The organism is Ulvibacter antarcticus (genome assembly GCF_003688405.1).
GTDB lineage: Bacteria > Bacteroidota > Bacteroidia > Flavobacteriales > Flavobacteriaceae > Ulvibacter > Ulvibacter antarcticus.
This window is the reverse complement of the sequence record NZ_REFC01000013.1, coordinates 618,520-641,882: the sequence shown is the minus strand read 5'-3', so window position 1 is coordinate 641,882 and position 23,363 is coordinate 618,520. Positions and strand designations below refer to the sequence as shown.

19 protein-coding genes are annotated in these 23,363 nt (G+C 36.4%); 2 read left to right on the top strand and 17 right to left on the bottom strand.

Annotated elements, in window-relative coordinates; translation table 11 throughout:
* Positions 1-7: 7 nt before the first annotated feature.
* On the bottom strand, positions 8-130 hold the full coding sequence (locus BXY75_RS17325; RefSeq protein WP_262697287.1) for a hypothetical protein: 123 nt from the start codon (positions 128-130) through the stop codon (positions 8-10).
* 145 nt (positions 131-275) lie between these two features.
* Here BXY75_RS17325 and mnmE point away from each other — a divergent pair, with 145 nt between their 5' ends.
* Positions 276-1,685: a tRNA uridine-5-carboxymethylaminomethyl(34) synthesis GTPase MnmE gene (gene mnmE, locus BXY75_RS11640; protein ID WP_121907924.1), complete on the top strand. Its 1,410-nt coding sequence runs from the start codon at positions 276-278 to the stop codon at positions 1,683-1,685.
* Between the two features lie 42 nt (positions 1,686-1,727).
* On the opposite strand, the gene BXY75_RS11635 is transcribed toward mnmE, so the two are convergent.
* Positions 1,728-1,949, bottom strand: a complete 222-nt coding sequence (locus BXY75_RS11635) for a CDGSH iron-sulfur domain-containing protein (protein WP_121907962.1) — start codon at positions 1,947-1,949, stop codon at positions 1,728-1,730.
* Between the two features lie 401 nt (positions 1,950-2,350).
* Here BXY75_RS11635 and BXY75_RS11630 point away from each other — a divergent pair, with 401 nt between their 5' ends.
* On the top strand, positions 2,351-3,814 hold the full coding sequence (locus BXY75_RS11630) for a right-handed parallel beta-helix repeat-containing protein (RefSeq protein ID WP_121907923.1): 1,464 nt from the start codon (positions 2,351-2,353) through the stop codon (positions 3,812-3,814).
* A 182-nt stretch (positions 3,815-3,996) separates the two neighbouring features.
* Here BXY75_RS11630 and BXY75_RS11625 read toward each other — a convergent pair whose 3' ends face one another.
* From BXY75_RS11625 to BXY75_RS11555, 15 genes are all read right to left on the bottom strand, one after another.
* A complete protein-coding gene (locus BXY75_RS11625) occupies positions 3,997-5,355 on the bottom strand; it encodes an NAD-dependent succinate-semialdehyde dehydrogenase (protein ID WP_121907922.1) in 1,359 nt (452 codons plus the stop codon).
* A 12-nt stretch (positions 5,356-5,367) separates the two neighbouring features.
* Positions 5,368-6,558: a C45 family autoproteolytic acyltransferase/hydolase gene (locus BXY75_RS11620; RefSeq protein WP_121907921.1), complete on the bottom strand. Its 1,191-nt coding sequence runs from the start codon at positions 6,556-6,558 to the stop codon at positions 5,368-5,370.
* Positions 6,559-6,595: 37 nt separating this feature from the next.
* On the bottom strand, positions 6,596-8,254 hold the full coding sequence (locus BXY75_RS11615) for a biotin carboxylase (RefSeq protein ID WP_121907920.1): 1,659 nt from the start codon (positions 8,252-8,254) through the stop codon (positions 6,596-6,598).
* 83 nt (positions 8,255-8,337) lie between these two features.
* Positions 8,338-11,079 carry an aminotransferase class I/II-fold pyridoxal phosphate-dependent enzyme gene (locus tag BXY75_RS11610; protein ID WP_121907919.1) on the bottom strand — a complete coding sequence of 914 codons (2,742 nt, stop codon included), beginning with the start codon at positions 11,077-11,079 and terminating at the stop codon, positions 8,338-8,340.
* A gap of 3 nt (positions 11,080-11,082) precedes the next feature.
* The gene (locus tag BXY75_RS11605) at positions 11,083-11,484 is read right to left on the bottom strand and encodes a VOC family protein (protein ID WP_121907918.1); all 402 of its coding nucleotides are present in this window, start codon (positions 11,482-11,484) and stop codon (positions 11,083-11,085) included.
* A 13-nt stretch (positions 11,485-11,497) separates the two neighbouring features.
* Positions 11,498-12,439 (bottom strand): carbon-nitrogen hydrolase family protein, encoded by a 942-nt coding sequence (locus tag BXY75_RS11600; RefSeq protein WP_121907917.1) that lies wholly within the window; start codon positions 12,437-12,439, stop codon positions 11,498-11,500.
* A 2-nt stretch (positions 12,440-12,441) separates the two neighbouring features.
* Complete coding sequence (locus BXY75_RS11595) at positions 12,442-13,755, bottom strand: aspartate aminotransferase family protein (protein ID WP_121907916.1); 1,314 nt, start codon at positions 13,753-13,755, stop codon at positions 12,442-12,444.
* 190 nt (positions 13,756-13,945) lie between these two features.
* Positions 13,946-15,757: an SLC13 family permease gene (locus tag BXY75_RS11590; protein ID WP_121907915.1), complete on the bottom strand. Its 1,812-nt coding sequence runs from the start codon at positions 15,755-15,757 to the stop codon at positions 13,946-13,948.
* A gap of 94 nt (positions 15,758-15,851) precedes the next feature.
* The gene (locus BXY75_RS11585; protein WP_121907914.1) at positions 15,852-16,310 is read right to left on the bottom strand and encodes a COG2426 family protein; all 459 of its coding nucleotides are present in this window, start codon (positions 16,308-16,310) and stop codon (positions 15,852-15,854) included.
* A 101-nt stretch (positions 16,311-16,411) separates the two neighbouring features.
* A complete protein-coding gene (locus BXY75_RS11580; RefSeq protein WP_121907913.1) occupies positions 16,412-17,545 on the bottom strand; it encodes a T9SS type A sorting domain-containing protein in 1,134 nt (377 codons plus the stop codon).
* A 158-nt stretch (positions 17,546-17,703) separates the two neighbouring features.
* Positions 17,704-19,434, bottom strand: a complete 1,731-nt coding sequence (locus BXY75_RS11575; protein WP_121907912.1) for a helix-turn-helix domain-containing protein — start codon at positions 19,432-19,434, stop codon at positions 17,704-17,706.
* 180 nt (positions 19,435-19,614) lie between these two features.
* Positions 19,615-21,183, bottom strand: a complete 1,569-nt coding sequence (locus BXY75_RS11570) for a T9SS type A sorting domain-containing protein (protein ID WP_121907911.1) — start codon at positions 21,181-21,183, stop codon at positions 19,615-19,617.
* Between the two features lie 12 nt (positions 21,184-21,195).
* On the bottom strand, positions 21,196-21,675 hold the full coding sequence (locus BXY75_RS11565; RefSeq protein ID WP_121907910.1) for a hypothetical protein: 480 nt from the start codon (positions 21,673-21,675) through the stop codon (positions 21,196-21,198).
* Positions 21,676-21,687: 12 nt separating this feature from the next.
* The gene (locus BXY75_RS11560) at positions 21,688-22,116 is read right to left on the bottom strand and encodes a hypothetical protein (protein ID WP_121907909.1); all 429 of its coding nucleotides are present in this window, start codon (positions 22,114-22,116) and stop codon (positions 21,688-21,690) included.
* A gap of 59 nt (positions 22,117-22,175) precedes the next feature.
* Positions 22,176-23,216, bottom strand: a complete 1,041-nt coding sequence (locus tag BXY75_RS11555; protein ID WP_121907908.1) for a T9SS type A sorting domain-containing protein — start codon at positions 23,214-23,216, stop codon at positions 22,176-22,178.
* Positions 23,217-23,363 lie beyond the last annotated feature (147 nt).

Sequence of the window (23,363 nt, the reverse complement as noted above, 5' to 3'; positions counted from 1 at the left end):
TACTAGATTAAAATAAACTAATTACCCAGGATGCGATTAAAAATGCAGCGATCGAAACTCCAACAAATATAAGAAGTGGTTTTATTAGATTTTTATTGCTGTTGTTTGATGGCTTTTGTTCAGGTTCCATAGTATATATAGTTTAATGTATAAGTAGTAGTTTATCTAAAATTGTTACAACCCATGAGTGAAATTGCAAGTTACACCATTCATCTTTCATTTAAAACGTTTAAGGCTGTGTATGAGCTTACAATATTGCTATTTTTGCATTGAATATGATTTACAACGACACTATTGTAGCTTTAGCAACACCCGCAGGTGCAGGGGCTATTGCGGTTATTAGGCTTTCTGGTCAAAGTGCTTTTTCTATTGCTTCGGAACTATTTGCGTCTGTTTCTAATAAAAAATTAGTGGAGCAGAAGACACATACTGTTCATTTAGGTCATATAAAAGATGGGAATCGCGTGATTGATGAAGTACTTGCAACCCTTTTTAAGAATCCGAATAGTTATACAGGCGAGGATGTAATTGAGTTTTCATGTCATGGGAGTAATTATATTCAGCAGGAAATTATACAATTATGTCTTCGGAAGGGATGTAGAATGGCAACAGCCGGGGAATTTACATTACGAGCCTTCTTAAATGGTAAAATGGATTTGAGTCAGGCGGAAGCTGTGGCCGATCTTATAGCAAGTGATTCGGAAGCGTCGCATCAATTGGCGATACAACAGATGCGTGGTGGATTTTCTTCGGAAATCAAAAAGCTTCGGGAGGAACTATTAAATTTTGCCTCCCTTATTGAATTAGAGTTGGATTTTGCTGAAGAAGACGTGGAGTTCGCCAATAGGGATGACTTTCAGAAATTAATATCAAAAATAACCTTAGTTCTTAAACGACTTATTGACTCCTTCGCCACTGGAAATGTATTAAAGAATGGAATTCCGGTAGCCATCGTTGGGGAACCCAATGTAGGAAAATCAACGCTTTTGAATGCACTCTTAAATGAGGAGCGTGCCATTGTTAGCGACATTGCGGGTACCACCCGAGATACCATTGAAGATGAACTTTCAATCGGCGGAATTGCCTTCAGATTTATTGATACCGCCGGAATTAGAGAAACTAAAGATGTGATTGAAGGTCTTGGGATTAAAAAGACTTTCGAGAAAATTGAACAGGCGCAGGTGGTGGTCTACTTGTTTGATGCCCTCACTGTCCTTCGGACATCTCTCCCAGAGGGAGAGAAAACGGTTATAATTAACAACGAGATTGAGAAGATTCGCAATCGTTTCCCTCAGAAGCAATTAGTGGTAATCGCGAATAAGGTCGATAAGTTATCCGAAGAGGAAATATCGAGTCTAAAATCTCAAGTCTCAAACCTACATTTGCTTTCTGCAAAAACGGGATTAGGTATCGAAGAATTGAAGACTACCCTACTCGAATTTGTAAATACCGGTGCTTTACGAAATAACGATACAATAATTACAAATACAAGGCATTACGATGCTTTACTTAAAGCATTAGAGGAAATTATAAAGGTGCAAGAAGGCATCGATTCCGGGCTTAGTGGCGACCTTATGGCCATAGATATTAGGCAGGCACTTTATTACTTTGGCGAGATAACCGGCGAAATCACCAACGATGATTTGTTAGGGAATATATTTGCTAATTTCTGTATTGGGAAGTAAACCAAAAATGCCGTGCAATAAATAAAAGTTACTATTTGACATTTATTGTTTCGGGGGTAATGCAAAGGCTACGGCATCGTGCTCAAAATGATTTCTATGGGAACCATCGCAAAATGGTTTATTTTCTGAAAGTCCGCATCTGCACAATGAAATAGCTTCTCGCCCACCCAGATCGTATGCCTTACCATCCTTGTCTACTATTTCAAAGTCTCCTGTAATACGCAGAGAACCGTTGTTATTTACTTTTAGAGTTGTTTTAGACATAATTATTGATTGTTTAGTATGATTAGAGAAACAATTTACAAGAAAGCTTTGATTATACAACGATTCAAAAAAAATTATAGCGGCTTATTAAAATCTCCAACACTCTGTTTTTCACTATCACTACATGGCAGGCTCAATCTAAATTTTTAGTATATTTAACTGATAACAAACGCATTAAGCAATTTTAATGTTGTAAAATTGAATTAAAAGAAGTCCAGTATAATTATGATTTAATGGTCTTTCAGAATATTCAAAATAAATGGAAAATATTAAGTCTCTTGATATAAACCACGCTTGGACTAAAAATTAGAATGCAAAACAGAATCGACATACAACCTATTGTTGCATCCAATTGGATAGTATTTCTCGATACTATTAATCTTATTAAAAAATTCTAGACTATGGAAACGAAATGGATCAACTTACACAAAGTAATGCTGGAAAATGAAGGCTCACAAACCCAACAATTTGCCGAAGATGTGAGCAATGCTGTCGTAGTTGGAGCTAATGCAAACAACACAGCTCAATGGGTTTATGTAAACTTGAATACTGTTCGATTCAATTTCATCCGTTTAGGATATCAATACAAAAGATGGCCTACAGACTGCAGAAGCACCATCTCAAAAGTCGCTATTTTAAAAATGACAGCACCATTAAAACAACCCACTATACTCTATGAGGAAGATATCTGTCTGAACAGCGAAAGCTATGGATTTTGCACGATTCCCCGGGTAAAGGCACCTGACCCTTGCAGAGACCTTACGATAGCTACCTGCAATGACCCACACGTAAATCCCGGTCTTACTATTTCGAAGAGTTTGCCCGTATTCTATTCAGAAGAGGGGTTCTTTTTAGCACTATTAGTCAACATTCGCGATTTTCGGGATCGTTTTTTAATCGGGCCGATCGGAATCGAAGATCACACACCGACGATAACAGTAGCGAACCCTCTGAATTTTGGAGCCGTCGGAGATGGAGAAACTGATGATACTATAGCATTGCGCGAAACAATTGCATATGGTTTAGCAAACCACTTACCTATAGATCTAGGGCATCGAACCTATGCTTTTAGCGATATACTTAAAATAGTTCCAAAGGCTCCGAATGATGAAGGATTTATTCTTCAAAACGGTCATTTTAAATTCACCGGACGAGAGGGAAATGCACTTGAAATAGGTAAGGAAGGAAATTTTACACCGGCAGAGATAAAGAACATAAAAATAACCGGCAACGGACAAATAGGTCTCAATCTTACAAGGATTGCACATTCCAGATTGGAAAGTATAACCGTAACGGGCTTTCAGGTAGGCCTTCAATTGAATGGAGGTATCTCAAATACGTTTTCAGATTGCCTATTCAAGGATAATGAAATTAATGCAAAAATTGAGGTTTACGATGGCACTAAAAGGTGTAATGACAATAAGTTCTGGAATTGTAGGTTTGTCGGGGCAACTGGATATGCTTCTCTGTATTTTCCAAATTCTGAAGCAGCTCCCGGACTTACAGCCGCGAACAATGCCTTCTATGCCTGTAATTTTGAACATTCCAATCAACATGCAATTGTGATTGATGGGGCACATGGCACCTCATTTATAGATTGTCGTCTTGAAGGAGCCTTTGTTGATACACAACACTCACATCCCTGGATAATGATTCTATTAGAGAGCGGACGTCAAACCCGATTTTTGAATTGCTGGGTTCCAGGTTCAGCAACACCTGAAAGAAGAGATTCGCTGATTCATATAAGCAAACTACATATTGGTGTTACAATTATTGATTGTATTTTTAGTTCAGGCCAAAACATACTTAATGACGACGATGCTTCGAGAAACTATGCCAATTGGGTACTTCCTGATAATTTTTAGCGAATAATAAATAAGGATTAATTTTAAAAAGAATACTTTCCAGATACCGGAGATGAGCAACTACTTTACTAAGGGAACAATGCATTTGCATATTATAATCGCCCCAGAGGGGAATTTCAAAACCTTATATTTGTTTTAGATTATCCGTAAATCTCATTATTAAATCCTTAATAAATTGTATTTTATTTCTTAACATAAACGGTTTTCCGATTTACAAATTCCATCATACCATCCTTTGAAAGTTCACGACCATAGCCAGATTTCTTGGTGCCTCCAAATGGCAATCGAGGATCCGACTTCACTAATTCGTTAACAAAATAGGCCCCATCACTAACTCTATTGGAATGCTTTATTGCCTTTTCGATATCTTTGGTACATACAGTTACCCCTAGCCCATACTTCGATTCTTCAGAAAGGGCAAATGCATGATCTATATCCTTAGCTTTGATCATAGCAGCTAAAGGTCCAAAAGTTTCCTGATCGAAAGCTGCCATACCTGGTACCACATCTCCCAATATTGTGGGTTCGTGATAACAATCATTTTGTTTACCGCCCAACAATAGTTTTGCACCTTGTTTAATAGATTCAGTAACCTGCTCATGTAACTGGTCGGCAAGATCTATTCTTGCAAGCGGACCAATACCTGTGTTTTCATCCATCGGGTCTCCTGCTTTTAGTTCGCTGACAGCTTTGGTGAATTTTGAAACAAACTCGTCGTAAATACCCTCCATAAGGATAAAGCGCTTCGCTGCAATACAACTTTGTCCGCAATTTAACATACGCGCCGTAAGTGCTATTTTTACTGATTGATCAATGTCAGCATCTTCCCAAACAATAAAAGCATTGTTGCCTCCAAGTTCAAGTACCGTTTTTTTAATATGACGTCCTGCAATTTCCGCAACAGCCGAACCTGCTCTTTCACTTCCTGTAAGGGTAATTGCTTTTACAGTTTCGTGAGAAATAATTTTCTCTGTTTGATCATGATGTACGATTAAGTTTTGGAATACATTTGGAGGATACCCAGCTTTTGTGAACACTTCTTCAATTTGTTTGGCACAACCAAATACGTTTGGCGCATGTTTCAATAAGCCCGTATTACCTGCAGTCAAGGTCGGTGCCGCATACCTAAAAACTTGCCAAAAAGGAAAATTCCATGGCATTATTGCTAAGACGCTTCCAATAGGATCATGACTTACAAAGCTTTTAAAAGCTTCCGTTGAGATTGTTTCATTCTTTAGAAAAGCTTCAGCATTATCGGCATAATAATCACAGACCAATGCGCATTTATTCACTTCCGCTCTGGATTCTTTTATAGGTTTGCCCATTTCCAAAGTGATCATTTTTGCATATTCTTCTACATTATCTCTCAACACTTGACCAGCTTTTTTTAATAAATCGCAACGTTCCGAAAGAGATACTTTTCGCCAAGATTCAAATGCTTCTTGACTTTTAGCAAGTTTATCACTCAATTCCTTTTCCGTAAGTCCGGTATAATGACCTACAGTTTGACCATTGTAAGGGTTGGTGCTTTTGAATTTCATAGTTTTCTAAAATTATTTTGTAACTGTCTGATTCCAAAAATCTGCAATCGCTTCCCAAGCTACCTCACCATTTGGCATTAATTTGTCATGAAGTGCTTTTTGTGTTGCTTTCGATTCTTTACCAACCATACTTTTTACTAATGAATCAACAACGGCATCTTGCCATCTGTAAGATGAGTTCACATAAACCTCATTTGTTGGAATATATGCTGCTGGTGCAGTTTGAACCGTTTCATGATAGTGAATCATGATCTGCTCTTCCTCAAAAGTATCAAAACTTCGTTCTATAGCCACATTAGGCCATAGGAGTTGCATTCTCATTTTTTCTGGCTGATATACAGAGGTGTAAAGTGTGCCAAATCCTTCCGTAAATTTTGTATTATATAAAGGTGGATGTAGGAAAGCCTTGGCTAATTCCGCAGAACTTACATTTTTAGATTTTAAATAATTCTTAATAAAATTATAGCGTTTCACTGTTTGATTAAACTGCGCATTTTCTGGCCAATCCACCTCGCCTTGATGATTAGTAGCAAATGCCGTAGAGGTAACTAATGGTTTTTTATCAGGAGCTAACATCACCGTTTTAATCACGCCTTTTTTATCAACCACAGTCACGTTGTAAGACATATGTGATGGAATACCTTTTAAAATTTTTACGGCTTCAATCGTTGTAGAACAAAACTCTAATACATATCTCAAAATGAAAGGAATACCGAAACCAACACCAACTTCCTTACGACCTCCAAAAGTGAGCGATACACAAAGACCAGCGTCATTCATCCCGTCTACAATGCCTATTAAACAATCTGATGTGCCCATCACTTTATGGTCATTCCATTTACTTAATAGTAATGTCCCTTCAAGCAAATTTGGATGATAATCATAATTGCGTACGAGCTGGATTTCATCTGTATCAATTACCGCCTGAGCACAAGCACTAATATAAGCAGGTGGTTGAAAACCTGTCAAGAACCGAGCAAGATCGGTATCAGCATTCGTTATGTTACACAAGTGCACGTATGTTGGCCACATTTTGGGCATATATTTTTTCAGTGCTTCCTGCGAAGTCTTTAGATCTGGAGTTAATGAAGTATTGTTTGATAAAAACCAAGTCTTATAATTAGGCCAGAATTTATTAAATAAAACGTTCCATTTAGGGCCAGCAATAGTAGGCTCTGAAACTGTATTAAATTGTAATTGCATTAATTTATTTTGTTTTAAAATGTTACAAATTGGACTACTATTTGGTTAAAGTACCTGTAAGCACAATTTTCTTTCTTTTATCTTCTACAAGTTGTGAAACATATTGACCACGGATTGCTTTGATCCAATTTTGAGCACGCTCATTTAATTTGAAATCATCTGTCATCATTCTACCTCTTGACACTAAAATCCCCATATCTGCACCTTCATATAAGTAGTCGCCTTTTTTAGAGATGTGCAAAAAGAATGCTTCATTTTCTGTTTCAACAGCTCTTCTATGACTGTCCATTCTATCATATTGAATATGGCCATTATCAAACATTTTCCAAATTCCTGACATTGGAGCTTCAGATACATATTCAATAGTATCTTCTGTATGCTTAATGATTAATTGACTCCATCCATCTATATTTTCTTGTCTAGCCCATCGAGCATTTAATTCCTTGACGTTTAGCTTGTAATCTACGCCCATCCATTCTAGTATATGGAATACAAAAAGAGGCGCATCTGCCAAGGCAAAAACAGCATGGTTGGTAATTGAACTTGCACCCGTTACTCTTGGATTGAGTTCTCCTAGATAAATTTCTCCATTATCTTGATCTATTAAAAAGTCTAATTCAAAATAACCTTTATATCCTTCTTTTTTAAGTTGATCCCCAAAAAGCTGCGTATATTTTGCTGCCTTATTTCTTATATCTGGACTAAATGCATTTGGATAAATTTCGTTTCCACACCATCCACCTTTATATGGTGTCATTTCTTTAAACCCAACGAGCTCCGTCATTAATGGAGCTACGATTGTACCATGTCTTGTCACGCACGCCTCAATTGCAGATCCTTTGCAATTGATACGCTTCATAACTTTAACCTCTTTTTCCTTTTCAATTTCTTCTGCATGTTTTTTATATTCCGCTTCGTTTGAGATGAAAAAAGTTGTGTGACCTGAATCTCCAAAAGGAGTTTGAATAACTAAATCTGTACCCAATTTTTTTGAAACTTTATTCAAATGAGCATAATCCTTAACTTGAGAAAGCACATAAGGCACACAAGCAACACCAGCTTTTTCAGCGATGCGGTTTGTATTCACTTTATTGTCCATCAATGTTCTCATCTTTGCAGGTGGAAACATAATTTCAAGACCTAATTTTTTAGCAAGTTTTTCTGTGTTTTCATCAAACATTAAAAACATCGCTTTTCCTGCGTCTTTACCATTTCTTCTTGAATCAATATACTCTTGGACTTCAGGATGCTGAAGGAGGTAATTATTAATATCCTCTATGCCAGTAAATTCATCGTGTGGAATTTCATTTTTTGGTGAAAAAACATTGGGATGTAAACCATCGAAACATTCTATATGGCAAATAAATTTGAAACCCTTAATCCATTCATCGGCACCTAGCATATTGAAATTGGTTGCACTTATAAAATATAATGGCGTTTCATTTTTGTAGAAAAAACGTCTAATATCAGGCACTCCGCTAAGCACTTCTGCAATTGCTGCCTTCTTTTTGGGTGCAGATTTTTTAGCTGCGGGTTTTTTAGCAGTTACTTTGGTGGATGTTGACTTCTTAACAGTAGCTTTCTTAGGAGTTGCCTTTTTAGGAACGACTTTTTTATCAGTTACTTTTTTCGCCGTAGCTTTCTTAGTAGTAGCCTTAGTATCTTTCTTTGTAGTTGTCGTTTTTTTTGTTGCCATTTTATTTATTTTATATAATTAAGTTAATGGTGAATTTTATTTGGAATACTGCCCAAGAAGCCTTGCTTTCTTTTTGCTTTTTTTCAATTTTGTCTCCGTTTACCCATTGACATTCCGCCCATGGATGTAACGACTTTATGACGATCAAGCACTTTTTCTGTGAATACTCTAATTCCAAGATCTGAACGGTATCCATGAATTTCACTTACGTCTAACGCCGTCATAAAATTGATAATTTCTTCACTAATTACCTGTCCCGGAACAAGTACAGGAAATCCTGGTGGATATGGAATAACGAAGGTAGATGCAACCAGCGTTCTGCCTTTTTCAATGGTAGGTAAACATTCGTTTAAAGGAACATATTCATAGTTCTCTTCATCATATGCTAAGAAAAAAGCTTCTCTTAAATTTCCTCCTGGAACTCCTGGTACCGCTCGAAATGAATTATGAAAATAACTGAAATCAGGTAAAGGTGGAACTTCTTTAGTCAAGGAATAGATCTTTTTATCCCGTATTTCCCTTTCTTTATCGTTCAACGCCTTAAACTCATCATCCAGTTCATCTGAAATTTTTAAAAGCGCATTGATAAGGTAGGTTACACTTCCTCTGGTAGTACCTATATTAGTCATAAACAAAACCGTATTTCGTGAGGTTTTATTTATCTGGATATTGAATTTATCCATCAAATATTTATTCTTGAATGTATCTCCATCAACACCGGTCTTTCCAATATACAAAGTTATTTTTGTGGGATCTAAAACGAATTCATCCTTTTCCCAAGCCTCATCCATTCTATTCCAGCCTTCTTTTTGGGTATAATATTCTTGGAGTCCAGTTTGACGATATTCATTTGGAATAAAATCACCAACTGATAATACGTCAAAATACTTACTCAATTGAGGATTGTCAGTTATTTTGGCTCTAAGCACCATGGCCATTTCGATGCTCTTTTCCACCAATTCGAATCCTTCGAGTTGTACTTGTCGTCTTCCAACGTCTAAAGATGCTAACATTTGGTAATTTGGCGAAGTAGAAGTGTGGGTCATATACGCTTCAAGAAACGTATTCTCCGTTTTTCTGCGGAAATCTTCATCCCAAATATGTATCATTGAACCTTGTCTAAAACTGCTCAATGTTTTATGTGTACTCTGCGTTGCATAAACACGGATTCTAACTTTATTGGGATCTGGCAATAGTGATTGATCGCCCTCTTTGAGTCCCTTAATATATTCTTTGTATTGTTTTTGATAACTTGCACTATTATATTTATTATGAAGTTTTTTAGCAGTAAACATGCCAGTACGTTGCTTATAATTATATGCAAATCCTGCAAAGGCAAACCAAGCTTCATCCCATAAAAATATCATATCGGGTTTTATGGCGAGTACTTCTTCCATAACCCGCTCAACATTGTATACCAGCCCGTCAAATGTACAATTGGTTAAGAGCAGCATTTTAACTTTGTGAAGCCTTCCAGCTTCTTTAAGTTGCAACATTTTCGTTTTGATTTGCTCCAACGGCACTGCTCCATACATCGAATATTCTTCGATAGGATACGAATCTAAATACACTGGATACGCACCTGCTAACACCAAACCATAATGATGAGATTTATGACAATCTCTATCAATTAGAACAACATCATTTGGCTTAACCAAGCCTTGCATTACAATCTTGTTGGCTGTAGATGTTCCGTTAGTAACAAAATAAGTGTTTAAAGAAACATAGGCATCACGTGCCATTTCTTGAGCTTTTTTAATGGGTCCAGTAGGTTGTAATAAGGAATCTAGCCCACCAGTGGTAGAAGATGTTTCAGCTAAAAACATATTACGACCATAAAATTCGCCAAAGTCATTTATCCACCTTGATTTGAAGACCGAATTTCCTCTAGAAATAGGCATTGCATGAAATACTCCTGTTGGTTTTTTACTGTATTCCACAAGGGCAGAAAAGAACGGTGTGTTATAGCGTTCTTGAATTCCTCGCATAATTGTTAAATGCATCTCTTGTATATCTTCCGTCTGATAAAATATGCGCCTAAATCCTTTAATAGTGCTATCTTTTAAATGACCCAATGAAGTATCAGTAACATAGTACGTGTCTAATTCAGGTCTAAGCCGCTTGATTAATTCTCCAATGAGAGGACCAAGATCAGTTTCAGGTTTTGAAGAAAAGTCAAATTTTTTAATTTCTTGAATATATGGCTTGATTAACGGACTAATAATTTTTGAGCGATAGGGTGGCGCATAACGAACTACAACTGCTTGAATATTATGATTAAAAAGTAAAGAGATAAGTGCATCTTGAAAAGAACGTTGTACCACAACACCATAACTAAATTTATCATTTGGAGTCTGTAAATTCTTTAAAGTTTGTTTTAATTTATTTTCTTCTTTTTCTGAAATGTTATCAACAAACAATACCTCAAAATGATTTTTTCGGACACCATTTAGTTGCTCATGGTCTTCTACCGAATCCATGCTGTCCTCATCAAAATCAAGAAAGTCTGGATTACTTTTATAACTATCTCCAACAAGTTGCTTTGTTGTTTCCAGTACCAAATGAGACAAGGAAGCATATTCGTGATTTGCAAATGCTTTTTCCAGTCTATTTAGTCTTTCTTTTCCTGGAGAAGCAAAAAAACATTCTACACCTTTTAAGTCTGTAATGAGCTCTTTAATTTTGTCTTTGTGTTCTTTTTCATTCGCAGATCCTTTATTACAACGTGTAAGTTCAGAAGTCTCGATTTTTAATTTATTCCAAAAATCAACGCGCAATTGCCCGATATTAAAATAAGGTGCACTCTTTGTGTTGTTTTTTATCATGTATTAATTGTTTGAATGTAATGCTAATTTGTTTCCTTGAGAATCTATAAAAATGGCAAAATAACCTTCTTCTGCACTAATAAGTGTTTTGGTCATTATAATACGTCCGCCTGCTGCTTCCACTTTATTAAGCACATTGTTTAAATCATCACCTGCGTTTAAATATAGTAAGGGTCCAATACTAGCAGGGATGGACCCAGGTCCTGCAATTACGGCCCCTCCAATTCCTGAAGTTTCAGGAAAAAAAGCCATTGCATTGATATCTGTACTATTTTGTGTCATTTCAATATCAAAAATTTCATTGTAAAAATTCACAGCCTGTTGAAAATCCAAGGCGGGTATTTCAAACCAGCTTATATAATTTTTAGTTTTTAATTTCTTTTTTCTCGATGATGATCCACCCATATTTTATTTTTTTTTATAGTTTATCGTCCCCTTTATAGTGAGTGGTCGATGCTAGTTGTTCAAGTTGGTTTTCTTTAATTTTTAGTTCTGCAATTGTATCCAATCGCGTAGGCTTAATAAGTGGTCCTAACGAGTCTAAATAAGGCGTGACAACTTCAGATTTATAGATGTCAAAGACTTTACTATTAATACGATCTCTAAAACTTTTTAGAGGTTGTCCCAGTCTCAATATTCCCAATTCACGACTTCTTTTTGCCCTCTCAATATTTAATTCAAGCGGTATGATTTCCTCGGTACCTTCAGACTGGTGTAAGATACGTCCGTCCGGTCCACAGACTATTGAACGCCCACAACCTCCTGTATCCAAACCATTGACATCAAATAAATAACATTGGTTGATCGAAGCCATTGCTCTAACAATCGATAATTCGATCTCTCTGTCTATAGTACCTGTCATGGTAGGATGCAAAATTACTTCGGCTCCCTTTGCCGCAAGCGTTCTAATGGTTTCCGGGAACCACATATCATAGCATATTGACACTCCAAATCTTGCAACATCTGGCACATCAAAAACGCAATACTCTTCTCCTGCACTTACTCCAGCTTCATATGGATAGAAAGGAAACATCTTTCTATAACGCGTCACAATTTCTCCTTGAGGATTGATTACACTTGCGGTATTATATATTTTTTCCTCGCTTTTTTCGAAGATAGAACCTGGCAGCAACCAAATTCCATATTTTTTTGCCTTTGCCTGCATTTCTGCCTCAAAGTTATTTGGAATAAATTGGGCAGCATGGGTCAATGGACCAAAGGCACATAATTCACTAAACACAATCATTTCTATCCAGGGATATAAATTCATTGTAATATCAATTTTAAGCTTCATCATTTCCACATTGGAAGTGATCGCAGACACCTTCATTTGTATTCCTGCAATTGCAAATGGTTTCATAGTTATTTTTTTATTGCTTTTTTAATTTCATTTTCCAAAATGGTCAACCCTTTTTCTAATTGTTCGTCTGTAATCACTAAAGGTGAAAGAATGCGAATTACATTTTTATACGTCCCTGCGCTAATTAGCACTAAGCCATTTTCTGCACAGCCTTTCACTATTTTAGAGCATATTTCAGTATTAGGTTGTCTAGGGTCTCCATTTAATACAAATTCAATCCCAATCATTGCACCAATACCTCTTACATCTCCAATTTCAGGGTGTAGTTTCATTAAATTTTGAATTCGATTCATGATAACATTCCCTATTTTGATCGCCTTTTTGCTTAGATCAATATCTTTCATATACTTGATCGTCGCAGATGCAGCTACACAGCAAATCGGACTTCCAATGTATGTACCCCCAATTGAACCAATAGCTGCAGCATCCATTACTTCAGCTCGTCCCACTACAGCCGCAATAGGTAGACCAGACCCCATAGATTTTGCATAAGTACTTATGTCTGGCTGCACTCCATAATGCTGCCAACTAGCCCAATGTCCTGTTCTACAGAAACCGCTTTGTACTTCATCCATAATAAGCATAATTCCATGTTCATCACAGAATGCTCTTAGTCCTTCCAGATATTTTTGAGGAATTGGGTTGAATCCGCCTTCGCCTTGAATAGGTTCTAAAATAACAGCGGCAACACTTTTAACATCCACTAAATTAAGGGCACTTTCATGAAGTCTTTTAAGTTCATCTTTTACAAATGTTGCTTCATCACGAGTGCCTCGATAACGATAGAAGTTTGGAAACGGAAGTCTGTAGACTTCTGGTGCAAATGGGCCACAATCATGTTTATAGCTCACTTTACTAGTCAATGTCATTGCCATCATAGTCCGTCCATGGTAAGCGCCAGTATAACAGATTACTGCAGGCCGTTTTGTAGCTTGTCTCGCAATTTTTATAGCGTTCTCCACGGCTTCGGCACCTGTACTAACAAGCATTGCCTTAGTTTTTTTACCATGCGGGAGAATTTCAACAAGTTCTTCACATAACTTTATGTATGGTTCATATGTAACTACATTAAAACTTGTGTGTAAATATTTTCCTGCCTGTTCTCTTATCGCCGCAACAACCGGTTCCGGACAATGGCCTGCATTTACAACTCCAATACCGCCTGCAAAATCAATGAGTTCGTTTCCATCTGCATCAATTATTATAGCCCCTTTTGCTTCTTTTACTGTGGCTGTATTAAAAACGCCTACACCATTGGCTACTGCCTCTTTTCTCCGGTCTAGGAGTTCTTGAGACTTCGTTATTTCTTTAATCATTTTATAATTTTGGTTTTTAGAAAGTTACGTTTAATAAAATTATTATGATTCTATTTAACTAATTTTTTTTTATTTATCTCTTTTAATAAAAATAGGTATCTAGACCGCAGCTAGTATCCTTTTCAAAAAATCTAGTGCTTTGTATATACTGGTTTAGCGAAAACATTTGTTAGGATTAAACTTAAGAGAACTAGTTCGGCAACATGGTGGATAATAAGAGTGTCCCTACTATTAATAAAATTATTGAGAGTAAGCCCCCTACGATTAAAAAATGCTTGAATTTATAAGCGCCCGTTCCGTAAATAAGAGAGTTGGTTTGATAGCCCATAGGGGTGAAAAAGCTAAAATTTGCAGCAAACATTACTGCTAGTATAAACGGTTTTACGGGTAATGCTAAGCCGGAGGCTAGTGCAATTGCAATCGGAGTCATTATAACTGCAGTGGCATTATTAGAAATAAAACCACTTAACAACATAGTAATTGAGAATAGTGCGCCAAGAATAATAACGTTTGCCTGTCCTGATAGTAGTTCAAGTAACTGATTCGAAATCCAATCGTCTGTTCCTGTATTACTCATCGCGACTCCCAAGGGAATCATACCTGCAAGTAAAAAAATAATCTGCCAATTTACCTTCTTATAAATATTGTTCAGACTAATGCAGTTTCCAACAAGCAACATACCAACTCCAATAATAGCACTGGCTAAAATAGAAAATACGCTGGTAGCCGCTAGTCCTATTACCGTTAAAAGTGTAATTAAGGTCCAACTCCTCTTATAACTATTTACATGATAGTCCTCTTCATGGTGCCTCAAAATAACAACATTGTCCAATTCATATAATTTCTCAAGTTGTTCGTTATCTGCTTTCAATAATAAGCGATCCCCCGCCCTAACATTTAGTTTAATTATTGCTTTTGGAAGATAGAAGTGTTTATTTGATGATAGCATTTTCTTTTTCTGAATACCTAAAGGAACCGCCGTCTTATCTAGTATTTTTTTTATTTTCTGAAAGCTTTTCCCAATAAAGTCTGAACCAGGCAAAACCAATACTTCGATATAACTGAATGATTCTTTAGTTGTTTTTTCTTTGGTTTCATCTATCGCTAATGACATGTCGGCATCTGAAGTGAGTTCAAAATTCTTATCAGATATTGTAGCATAGTTCTTTACATCACTAAGCACAACCAATTCGTCATTGATTCTCAGCGTCGTATTAGGCCCAGGATCGGCATTCACCACATCATCTCGTACTAGTTTTAGAACATGTATGTCCGGGTTTTTATACAATTTTACACTGGACAAAGCTTTCCCAACAAGTTTAGACTCAGCATTGATTTTTAGTGTGAATAAGAAATTCGTCTCTGCATTATAATTGCTTAATTTTTCTTCTGAAGCTTTAGGAAGCCAACGACTCGCAAAAGTCATAAACAGTATTCCTGTGCCTAATAATACGAGCCCATAAAGTGAAAATTCGAAAAAACTGAAAGTTTCCACACCCATATCGGCTGCAATAGAATTCACCAACAAATTCGTTGAAGTTCCCATTAAGGTGCAGCTTCCTCCCAAAATGCCTGCAAATGATATCGGCATTAATAGTTTAGGGATCGAAAACTTGTACGTATCTGATAACTGTGAGATGATTTTTATAAAAATTATAACTACCGCCGTAGTGCTGATAAATGAAGAAATAGTAGCCGAAATCACCATAAACACCGGTGCGATTAAGATTAGAGGTAAAAACCCAAGTTTCTTAATACCTGACGTTAATAAGGCAATAACTCCATTCTCTTCCAATCCTATGGCGAGGATCATTAGCATTAACACCGTAATAGTTGCAGCATTTGAAAAACCACTTACGGCTTCTTCAGGTGTAGTGAGACCTAAGACTACTAAAGCAAGAATAATAAAAAAGGAAATCTTGTCTATTGGGAAGAACTCGGTGACAAACAATAAAATTGTTAGACCGATAATGACAAATACCAAAATGATATTGATATCCATAGCTTACTTTTCTATAAAAATAGAAATGTTGCTAAAATACACATAAGAAAAAGTCGAATATTATTTGTTAAAAGTATTCTTCCGAAGAAAAACCTTAAGACATACCATTCATAGTAAGTAAGGTAGTAACCCAGACTATCACTGAAGAGAAAAAGATTCCTATAACGTTGGCTGCAAATGCTTTACTCCTCTCGATTTTGAATAAGTAAGTGGCGATACTCCCCGCGTACACTCCTGTGCCGGGCAAAGGAATCATGACAAAAAGGATAAGTCCCCAGAATCCATATTTCTGAATCTTAGATCCAGACCCTGTCTTTGCTCTACGCGCGACCCAAATAGCTCCTCTTTTGTAAAAATTCCACCGCAAAAAAGATGTATTAATCTTATCAAGAAAAAACATCATTAAGGGAAATACAAGAATATTAGCCCCAAAAGCAATGGCAAATACAAGGTAGATATTTACATCATTGAGCATACCATATGGAATACCCACCTTGGCTTCACCAAAGGGAGAAATACTCCATAAAATAGTAACAATAATTTCCTGTATCAAAGTTCATTATATTTTGAGGACTGCAAAAGTACTCCACAAAGCAATAAGTAACGAATTTTAATTCATAAAAATTGTACAAATTCAGAGTAATAGACTCATTATTATTTCTTTATGAACGATTCAGAAAAAATAGTTCCATTAGAAGCCTGAATTCTAATATGGTAAAGTCCTGTAGCTAATTTTGCCACTGGTATTTCTTGATTTATCATTTCATTTTGAACCTCAATCGTTTTTTCTATAAGCAACTGTCCCAACGAATTATATACAAACAACGCTAACTCACTCGTCTCAATATTCAAGGTCCCGGAAATAGTTAAAATTTCCGTTGTTGGATTTGGTGCAACAATGAGGTTGATATTGTTAGAATTATTAGCTACACCCAAAACTGCATCCGAGATCTTTCTAACGTTACCGCTACTGCTATATTCAGATACATAAATGGCATTTTGAGAAGAATTATATATAATTCCATTGGGAAAATCGAATGTTGCATCGGCTAATGGTCCATCATCATTTCCTTGTTGATCTCCCGCATAAAGTGAAACGTCATCAACTGCAGCTGGATTCACTTTGTAAATTTGATGTCCTCCAAAATTGGTAGCATATAGATTTCCTTCAGCATAAGCAATAAAACCAACCGCGTCAGTACCTCCGGTGGCGCCTCCATCCGGAACTGTGGCAACATATTGAGGTGTACCGTCTAATCTATATATCTTATTTCCTGTAAAATTTGCTACGAATAGATTACCGGTTGAATCGAAGGCGAGACCTACAGGAGCATCCATTGGCGTACCTTGGAATAATTCGGTAATAGTACCGTCTATATTAAGTCTATTCACGCTGTTATTTACCACATTGGTAAAAATCATAGCATCTGTATCGAAGTCCTTTATAAGTCCGGAAGCAATTCCGCCAACAGTAAAGCTAGTTATTAGTGTGCCGCTGCTGTCGTATTTATTAATAGTTCCCGCGCTGTATTCAGCTAAGTAAAAATCTCCATTCGAGTCGAATGCCATACCATTAGGATTTGCCAATCCGGTGATAAATGGAGTGGCAACGCCTGCCGGTGAAATTTGATATACGGTCGTACCGCCAAAATCGGAACCGTAAAGGTTTCCGCTGCTATCGAATGCCATGGCATCGGTGACATCCATTGTTGGGTCTGAAAAATAAGTAGAAACAGTTTGTGCAAAAAGGCAGTTTCCGAAGAAAAAGAAAAGTATATATTTTATCATAATTCAAAAATTTAAATGAGTATTCTGTGAGCAGCATTTCAAATCTTAACAATTAAAAATGCTCCTTTGTTCAAATCTATTTAAGAACTATGGGAAGAAAAAAAGGAGTTTCTCGCAATTTATAAATTGCAAGAACTAAAATCTATTAGACCTCTCTCCTAGTGTAGTTGAAGTGATTTTTGCTTAATGTAGTACGACGGTGTTAATCCGGTGTATTTTTTAAATGAACTGTAGAATGCAGAACTGGACGCAAATCCTGCCTTTTCGGCTATATGCTCGATAGTAAGATTTTTAAATGCAGGATTGACTTCTAATTTCTTCAGTGTATATGAAATACGATAATCGTTTAGAAAATTTGTGAAGTTCTTTTTATAAGTACTATTAACCACTTTTGATAAGTAGGTTGTATTTGTGTTCATCAATTTGGCCATCTTAGCTAATGACATTGACTGGTCTAAATAAAATTCGGATTCAATTAATCTTTTAATTTCTATAACTATTTCCTTTTTTTTTGAATCGTCTATATCTAAGGATTCATTTTTATCGCTATCTCCATTCAATTCTTCGGAAAAATCTGTGCTACTTTCCTGTAAACGTCTTGCTAATAGTACATTTTTGTTATAGAGTAACTGCTTTTGTTTTTTTTGCTTCTGAAGAAACCAGCCAATTAATCCTATACATCCAATTGCTAAGACAAGTAAAATACCAGTGAATAAAATTTGATTACGTTGTTTTCCAATAACCACCTTATTGAGATCATTTTTTGTACTTAACATTTCAATTTCAAGCTCCTTTTTATCAGACTCATACTTCTCGGTAATCTCGAGAACTTCTTGTTTCATTCTAAGTGCATCTGTAGAATCCTTCAAATGAAGATAAATCTCGTTGTGTGCGATCGCTTTTTCATATTGCCCTAATTTTATATAAGTTTCACGGAGATTTTTATGAATTTCAGATTGAGGAATTTCTACTTGTTCAACTTGAAGAGCATCATTGAAAAAATGTAGCGCTTCATTAAAATTACCCCGCAAGATTTCAGCTTTTCCAACATTAGTTCTTAAGCCATCCAGGTGGCAATCTTGATTATCGACCAAGCCGGTTCTCGCGTAATAATTAGCACTATCTGCCATTTTTAATTTTAGATAGTATTCGCTCAATGCTAAGTAATAGGTCGGCAGGTATACTTTCGCTTTCGCTTGCTTGGCCAATTCCAAGGCTTCAAGCGTATATTCAATGGCCATTTCCATTTTCTGTTCCTCATTATATACTTCAGACATATAAAAAAGGACATAACTGGCATATCCCTCATCGTCAACATACTTTAAGGCATCATCATACATCTCATTGGCTTTAGAATAATTACCCAATGTTTTATGAATTTCGCCCATCATCACTTTTACATTCACCCTATTTATACTGTCTTTTTCAGTATGTAATCCATTGATTTCCAATATGGACTCTGCATTTATTGCAGTTCTTAAAGCAGCTGTGTGATTCTGTTCATAGGAGGAAATCTGACTAAAAAGCATATTGGATCTAAACTTTATACTGTCATTTACGCCTCCCTTATTACGAATAATTTCAAGATATTTTTTCGCCTCCTGAATGTCAGTTTTCCAAAAGCTAATTCTGGCATGATTTAAATGAGTATAGGCAATTACATCAATATTTTTTACCTCTGAAACTAATTTTAAGGCTTTCTTATCGTATTTAGTTGCACTATCGAACCGCTTTTCCCTTCCGTAATTTGTGGACCATTTTATATATTTTTTTAATTCCTCGTACTTTGGGTTTTGAGCATCGGCCTTGTTTTGCCCTGAAACAGAGAAACACCCCAGGACCAACATGATTGTTATAACGAGACTTATATTGTTAGATAGTTTTTTCATAAAGGAAACGAAATAGGCACCTAAAGCAATATGGAGAATTTTTATCGTAAATACTATCCTAATTTATAAATTGAGAGAAACAATGACTATTAAAAAGTAAATATCAATTAAAAAAAGATGTCTCTAAATTTTTATTTTATATTAATAGTTTCAACATATTTTGATTGTAATTAAAGATTCTTATTTAATTATTTTTATTTGACTCGATGAATTTGCATCCTTTATAATGACAATATAGAGTCCATTTGCCAAAGTTGAAGTATCTATAGTTGCATCCTTCTCGGTGAAAAAGTAATCACCGATGCGTTGGCCAACTGAATTATAAATTTCAACACTTTCTATTATTTCTTGACTACTAATGTGAAGGATATCTTTCACCGGATTTGGATAGAGTATTAACTTTGATTCGGAGAAATCCTCTATTCTCAAAGGATCGGGCGCTAACTTCACAACCCAAAAATCTTCTTGTCCGTTATTGAAACTAACATCGCCATTGCTGGACTGAGAAGAAGCCACAAAAATAAATCCGCCATCATTAGTTTTTTGAAGGCTATATCCCTCTTCATTATCACTACCACCAAAAGCTTCTCTCCAAAGTAATGTTCCTGATGCACTTAATCGCGCAAGCCATACATCGCTCATGCCATTGTTACCACTAACATCTCCATTGTTCGAACTTGTCTCTCCTATCACAACATATCCCCCATCACTTTGCTGAATCATATCATACGCGATATCTAGAGAAGTACCTCCTAGTGTTTTTTGCCATTGTAAAGTTCCGGAATTGTTGATTTTGATTATCCAGAAATCATAACTGCCATGGTTTCCACTAACGTCGCCATCATTCGAATGAGTATAGCCGGCGGCTGCATATCCCCCATCAGCTGTATTTATTATACTGTAGCCTCCTTCGTCACTGGTGCCTCCATAAGACTTTTGCCATTCCAAAATCCCTGTGCTGCTTATCTTAGCTATCCAAAGATCCTGTCCACCATGATTTCCGGTTACCATTATATTATTAGATCTGGAACTTCCCGTTAGGATATAACCTCCTTCCGGCGTTTGAACGATATCATAGGCAACGTCATTATCACCTCCACCTAATGATTTCTCCCATTGAATATTTCCACTTGAACTTAATTTAACAACCCAATAGTCGCCAGCATCAATAGCGTCACCAACATCTCCATCACTCGATTCTGCACCCCCTGCTAAAATATAGCCACCGTCTGCGGTTTGTGAAATACTGTAACCCTGATCGTTAGAGACTCCTCCCAATGATCGTTGCCATTCCAACACTCCTGTGCTGCTTATTTTCACGACCCAATAGTCCATTAACCCATGATTTCCTGTAACATCTCCTCCATTTTGGAATGATCTCCCAAGCATAATATAGCCTCCGTCGGAAGTTTGCTTTATATCCTCACAAAAGTCAACATGAGGACCTCCGAGAGACTTTTGCCATTGTAAAGAACCACTGCTACTTATTTTAGTAACCCAAAAATCAAGAGCACCGTGATTACCGGTAACGTCGCCACTGTCCGATTCGGAAGCGCCTGCGACAATATAACCCCCGTCATTGGTTACAGCAACACTTCTAACATACTCGCTATGGTTACCTCCAAATGATCGTTCCCATTGTATAATAGGTGCCTGAGCACTTATAATTGGTGCATTTATAAACAGAATTAAACTTAGTAATCCAATCCTATTGCTCCAAAATTTTATTAACTGATCTATATTTTTCATTATTTCTAGTCTTTATTGATTATTAAACTCCTTAAAAAGCTCATCGATAATCTTACTGAAATGAGGATAGTACAATCCGCCCCATACGGGAGAACTTTTGAATCGTGTCCCTTTTTTGTTTTCCAGATCATAAACTATTGGGATTTCAAATGCAGCAAAATGCTTTTTCGACGTTTGTTCGCAATACCCAATAGCCGTAATATCTACATGATTACCTTTAAGAATTGCAATGGAAGCTATGGTCGATTGAAAACCTCTTGGCCAGCCTTTGCTGTTTACTATGGCATACGAAAACGTCTCATTCGAAAATTGCTCCATCATTTTTTTATCGATAAGTGCTTCAGTAGTGCCAATACTCACAAACAAATTTAATTGAGTAGCCGCCCAGCGTAATCTGAACTCTTTAGTATAACGTATCTCGGTATCAATTCCGAAGAACCTATCTTCAGCGAAATAGTTTTTTTGTTCTATTAAATATTTCTCTGATCTCATAAATTCACATATTTAACTGGCGCCGGTGGGCTTATCGACTCTCACAGTCCTGGGATTGCTTATAATTCCGTTTATAGATTCGAGTCTAATTTCATAATCTACCCAAGTATTATTGCCAAATCGGAAGCAATCCGCTCTTTCAATTTGATTACCGTCGTCATCAAAAGTCAAGTCTTCAAAATCATCCGACTCTCCTCCCGAAAGCTCAATGTGAGTAAGTACTTTTTTAATTTCGAGACCATCTGATACTTCATAATTTACCTTCAGAAAAAGCACAGATCCTGTCCCGTTCGGATTGGTGCAATTATTTAATCCATTTGTAAAATTATAAGTCGCACTTAATGCGTTCACGAATTCGCTGGGTGAATCATCACTTTTCTTACAGCTACCTAATGCGCTTACAATCAGTAGCATTGTCATAATTTTTATTGTTGCTTTCATGTCAATTTAGTTTTTAGTTTTACATTTTTATACAAAACAAACCGGGAAGTTTTTTAAATCTATTTTTCTAGGAATCGAAGCACCTGACCATCTTCCAGTTTGATGAAATAGAGTCCGCTGCTTAAATTTTCTGTGATAATTTTTTCTTCGGAAAGCACTTTACCTGAGGCAACGATCTGTCCTGAAATAGATACAATCGTGTAGGCAGTTTCTTCTGTAATTCCTGTCAGCTGAAACCCATCTTCTGAAGGGTTCGGATAAAGCACAATTTCTTCCGAAGCATTAAAAACAGGGATGTCTAAAGTAGAAAGATCGAATTTTGAAATCTTGCCAGGTGTTAGCTCGGATATATAAAGATCATTTCCATCAATGGCAAGTCCGTAGGGACTTATAACATCTGTTGTTACTTGTTGCAGTGTTGGATTCGTTAAAGTAAAGTTGAATCTTGAAATACTTCCTCCAGAAAAATTGGCAACATAAATATAATTACCTTCCCTTATAAGATTAAAAGGGCCGACTAGCCCACCCACCACATCCACGGGAACTGGATTTGGGTCAGTGGTATCGAATTTTATAATTTTATCTGCTCCAAATTCTGATATATAAAGTTCGTTGCCAATAAACAACATATTGGCAGGCAAGTCCAATCCATAAGTATAGGTCTCCGCAATTGGAGGATTTACGCTAATATCAATACTATAAATACTACCCGGTTCAAAACTGCTACAATAGAGGGAATTGCCGATTAGAGCCAATCCCGACACTCTTGTAATCCCTGTAATAACATCGATTAAAACGGGTGAAGGGTTGGAAATATCAATTTTTGAAATTTTATCTCCATTACCTTCTGCGATGTAAAGATCATTTCCATTTAGTAATAGGGCAGCCGTTCCATTTAATCCATTTACCACCTCCTCAAAAACGGGATTAGGTTGTGTAATGTCAATTTTTCCGATTCTGGTATTTATTACTTCACTAATATAAAGGTCGTTTCCATTTAAGAGTATGGCAGCAGGTTGTTCCAGTCCCGTTATTACGTCTGTAACTTGTGCATTAAGATTAACAATAAATAACAATGTGATAAAGAGCCATTTTTTCATGATTTTAAACTTTAGTTGTTAATAAAAAATATGCAATTAAAGTGAGGAGTATCAAGTAGCAAGACAAATCTATTCACATCATAACTAGTACGCTAACAGAGAAGTAGCGAATTATAACACTATAGTAACAAAAATGTAAAATGGAGA

Bases quoted from the DNA above. Each gene is read 5' to 3' on its own strand.
- BXY75_RS11620 (WP_121907921.1), bottom strand. From the start codon at position 6,558: ATGCAATTACAATTTAATACAGTTTCAGAGCCTACTATTGCTGGCCCT.
- BXY75_RS11625 (WP_121907922.1), bottom strand. From the start codon at position 5,355: ATGAAATTCAAAAGCACCAACCCTTACAATGGTCAAACTGTAGGTCAT.
- BXY75_RS11580 (WP_121907913.1), bottom strand. From the start codon at position 17,545: ATGATAAAATATATACTTTTCTTTTTCTTCGGAAACTGCCTTTTTGCA.
- BXY75_RS11630 (WP_121907923.1), top strand. From the start codon at position 2,351: ATGGAAACGAAATGGATCAACTTACACAAAGTAATGCTGGAAAATGAA.
- BXY75_RS11600 (WP_121907917.1), bottom strand. From the start codon at position 12,439: ATGAAACCATTTGCAATTGCAGGAATACAAATGAAGGTGTCTGCGATC.
- BXY75_RS11615 (WP_121907920.1), bottom strand. From the start codon at position 8,254: ATGGCAACAAAAAAAACGACAACTACAAAGAAAGATACTAAGGCTACT.
- BXY75_RS11610 (WP_121907919.1), bottom strand. From the start codon at position 11,079: ATGATAAAAAACAACACAAAGAGTGCACCTTATTTTAATATCGGGCAA.
- BXY75_RS17325 (WP_262697287.1), bottom strand. From the start codon at position 130: ATGGAACCTGAACAAAAGCCATCAAACAACAGCAATAAAAATCTAATA.
- BXY75_RS11590 (WP_121907915.1), bottom strand. From the start codon at position 15,757: ATGGATATCAATATCATTTTGGTATTTGTCATTATCGGTCTAACAATT.
- mnmE (WP_121907924.1), top strand. From the start codon at position 276: ATGATTTACAACGACACTATTGTAGCTTTAGCAACACCCGCAGGTGCA.
- BXY75_RS11595 (WP_121907916.1), bottom strand. From the start codon at position 13,755: ATGATTAAAGAAATAACGAAGTCTCAAGAACTCCTAGACCGGAGAAAA.
- BXY75_RS11565 (WP_121907910.1), bottom strand. From the start codon at position 21,675: ATGAGATCAGAGAAATATTTAATAGAACAAAAAAACTATTTCGCTGAA.
- BXY75_RS11560 (WP_121907909.1), bottom strand. From the start codon at position 22,116: ATGAAAGCAACAATAAAAATTATGACAATGCTACTGATTGTAAGCGCA.
- BXY75_RS11575 (WP_121907912.1), bottom strand. From the start codon at position 19,434: ATGAAAAAACTATCTAACAATATAAGTCTCGTTATAACAATCATGTTG.
- BXY75_RS11605 (WP_121907918.1), bottom strand. From the start codon at position 11,484: ATGGGTGGATCATCATCGAGAAAAAAGAAATTAAAAACTAAAAATTAT.
- BXY75_RS11555 (WP_121907908.1), bottom strand. From the start codon at position 23,216: ATGAAAAAATGGCTCTTTATCACATTGTTATTTATTGTTAATCTTAAT.
- BXY75_RS11635 (WP_121907962.1), bottom strand. From the start codon at position 1,949: ATGTCTAAAACAACTCTAAAAGTAAATAACAACGGTTCTCTGCGTATT.
- BXY75_RS11570 (WP_121907911.1), bottom strand. From the start codon at position 21,183: ATGAAAAATATAGATCAGTTAATAAAATTTTGGAGCAATAGGATTGGA.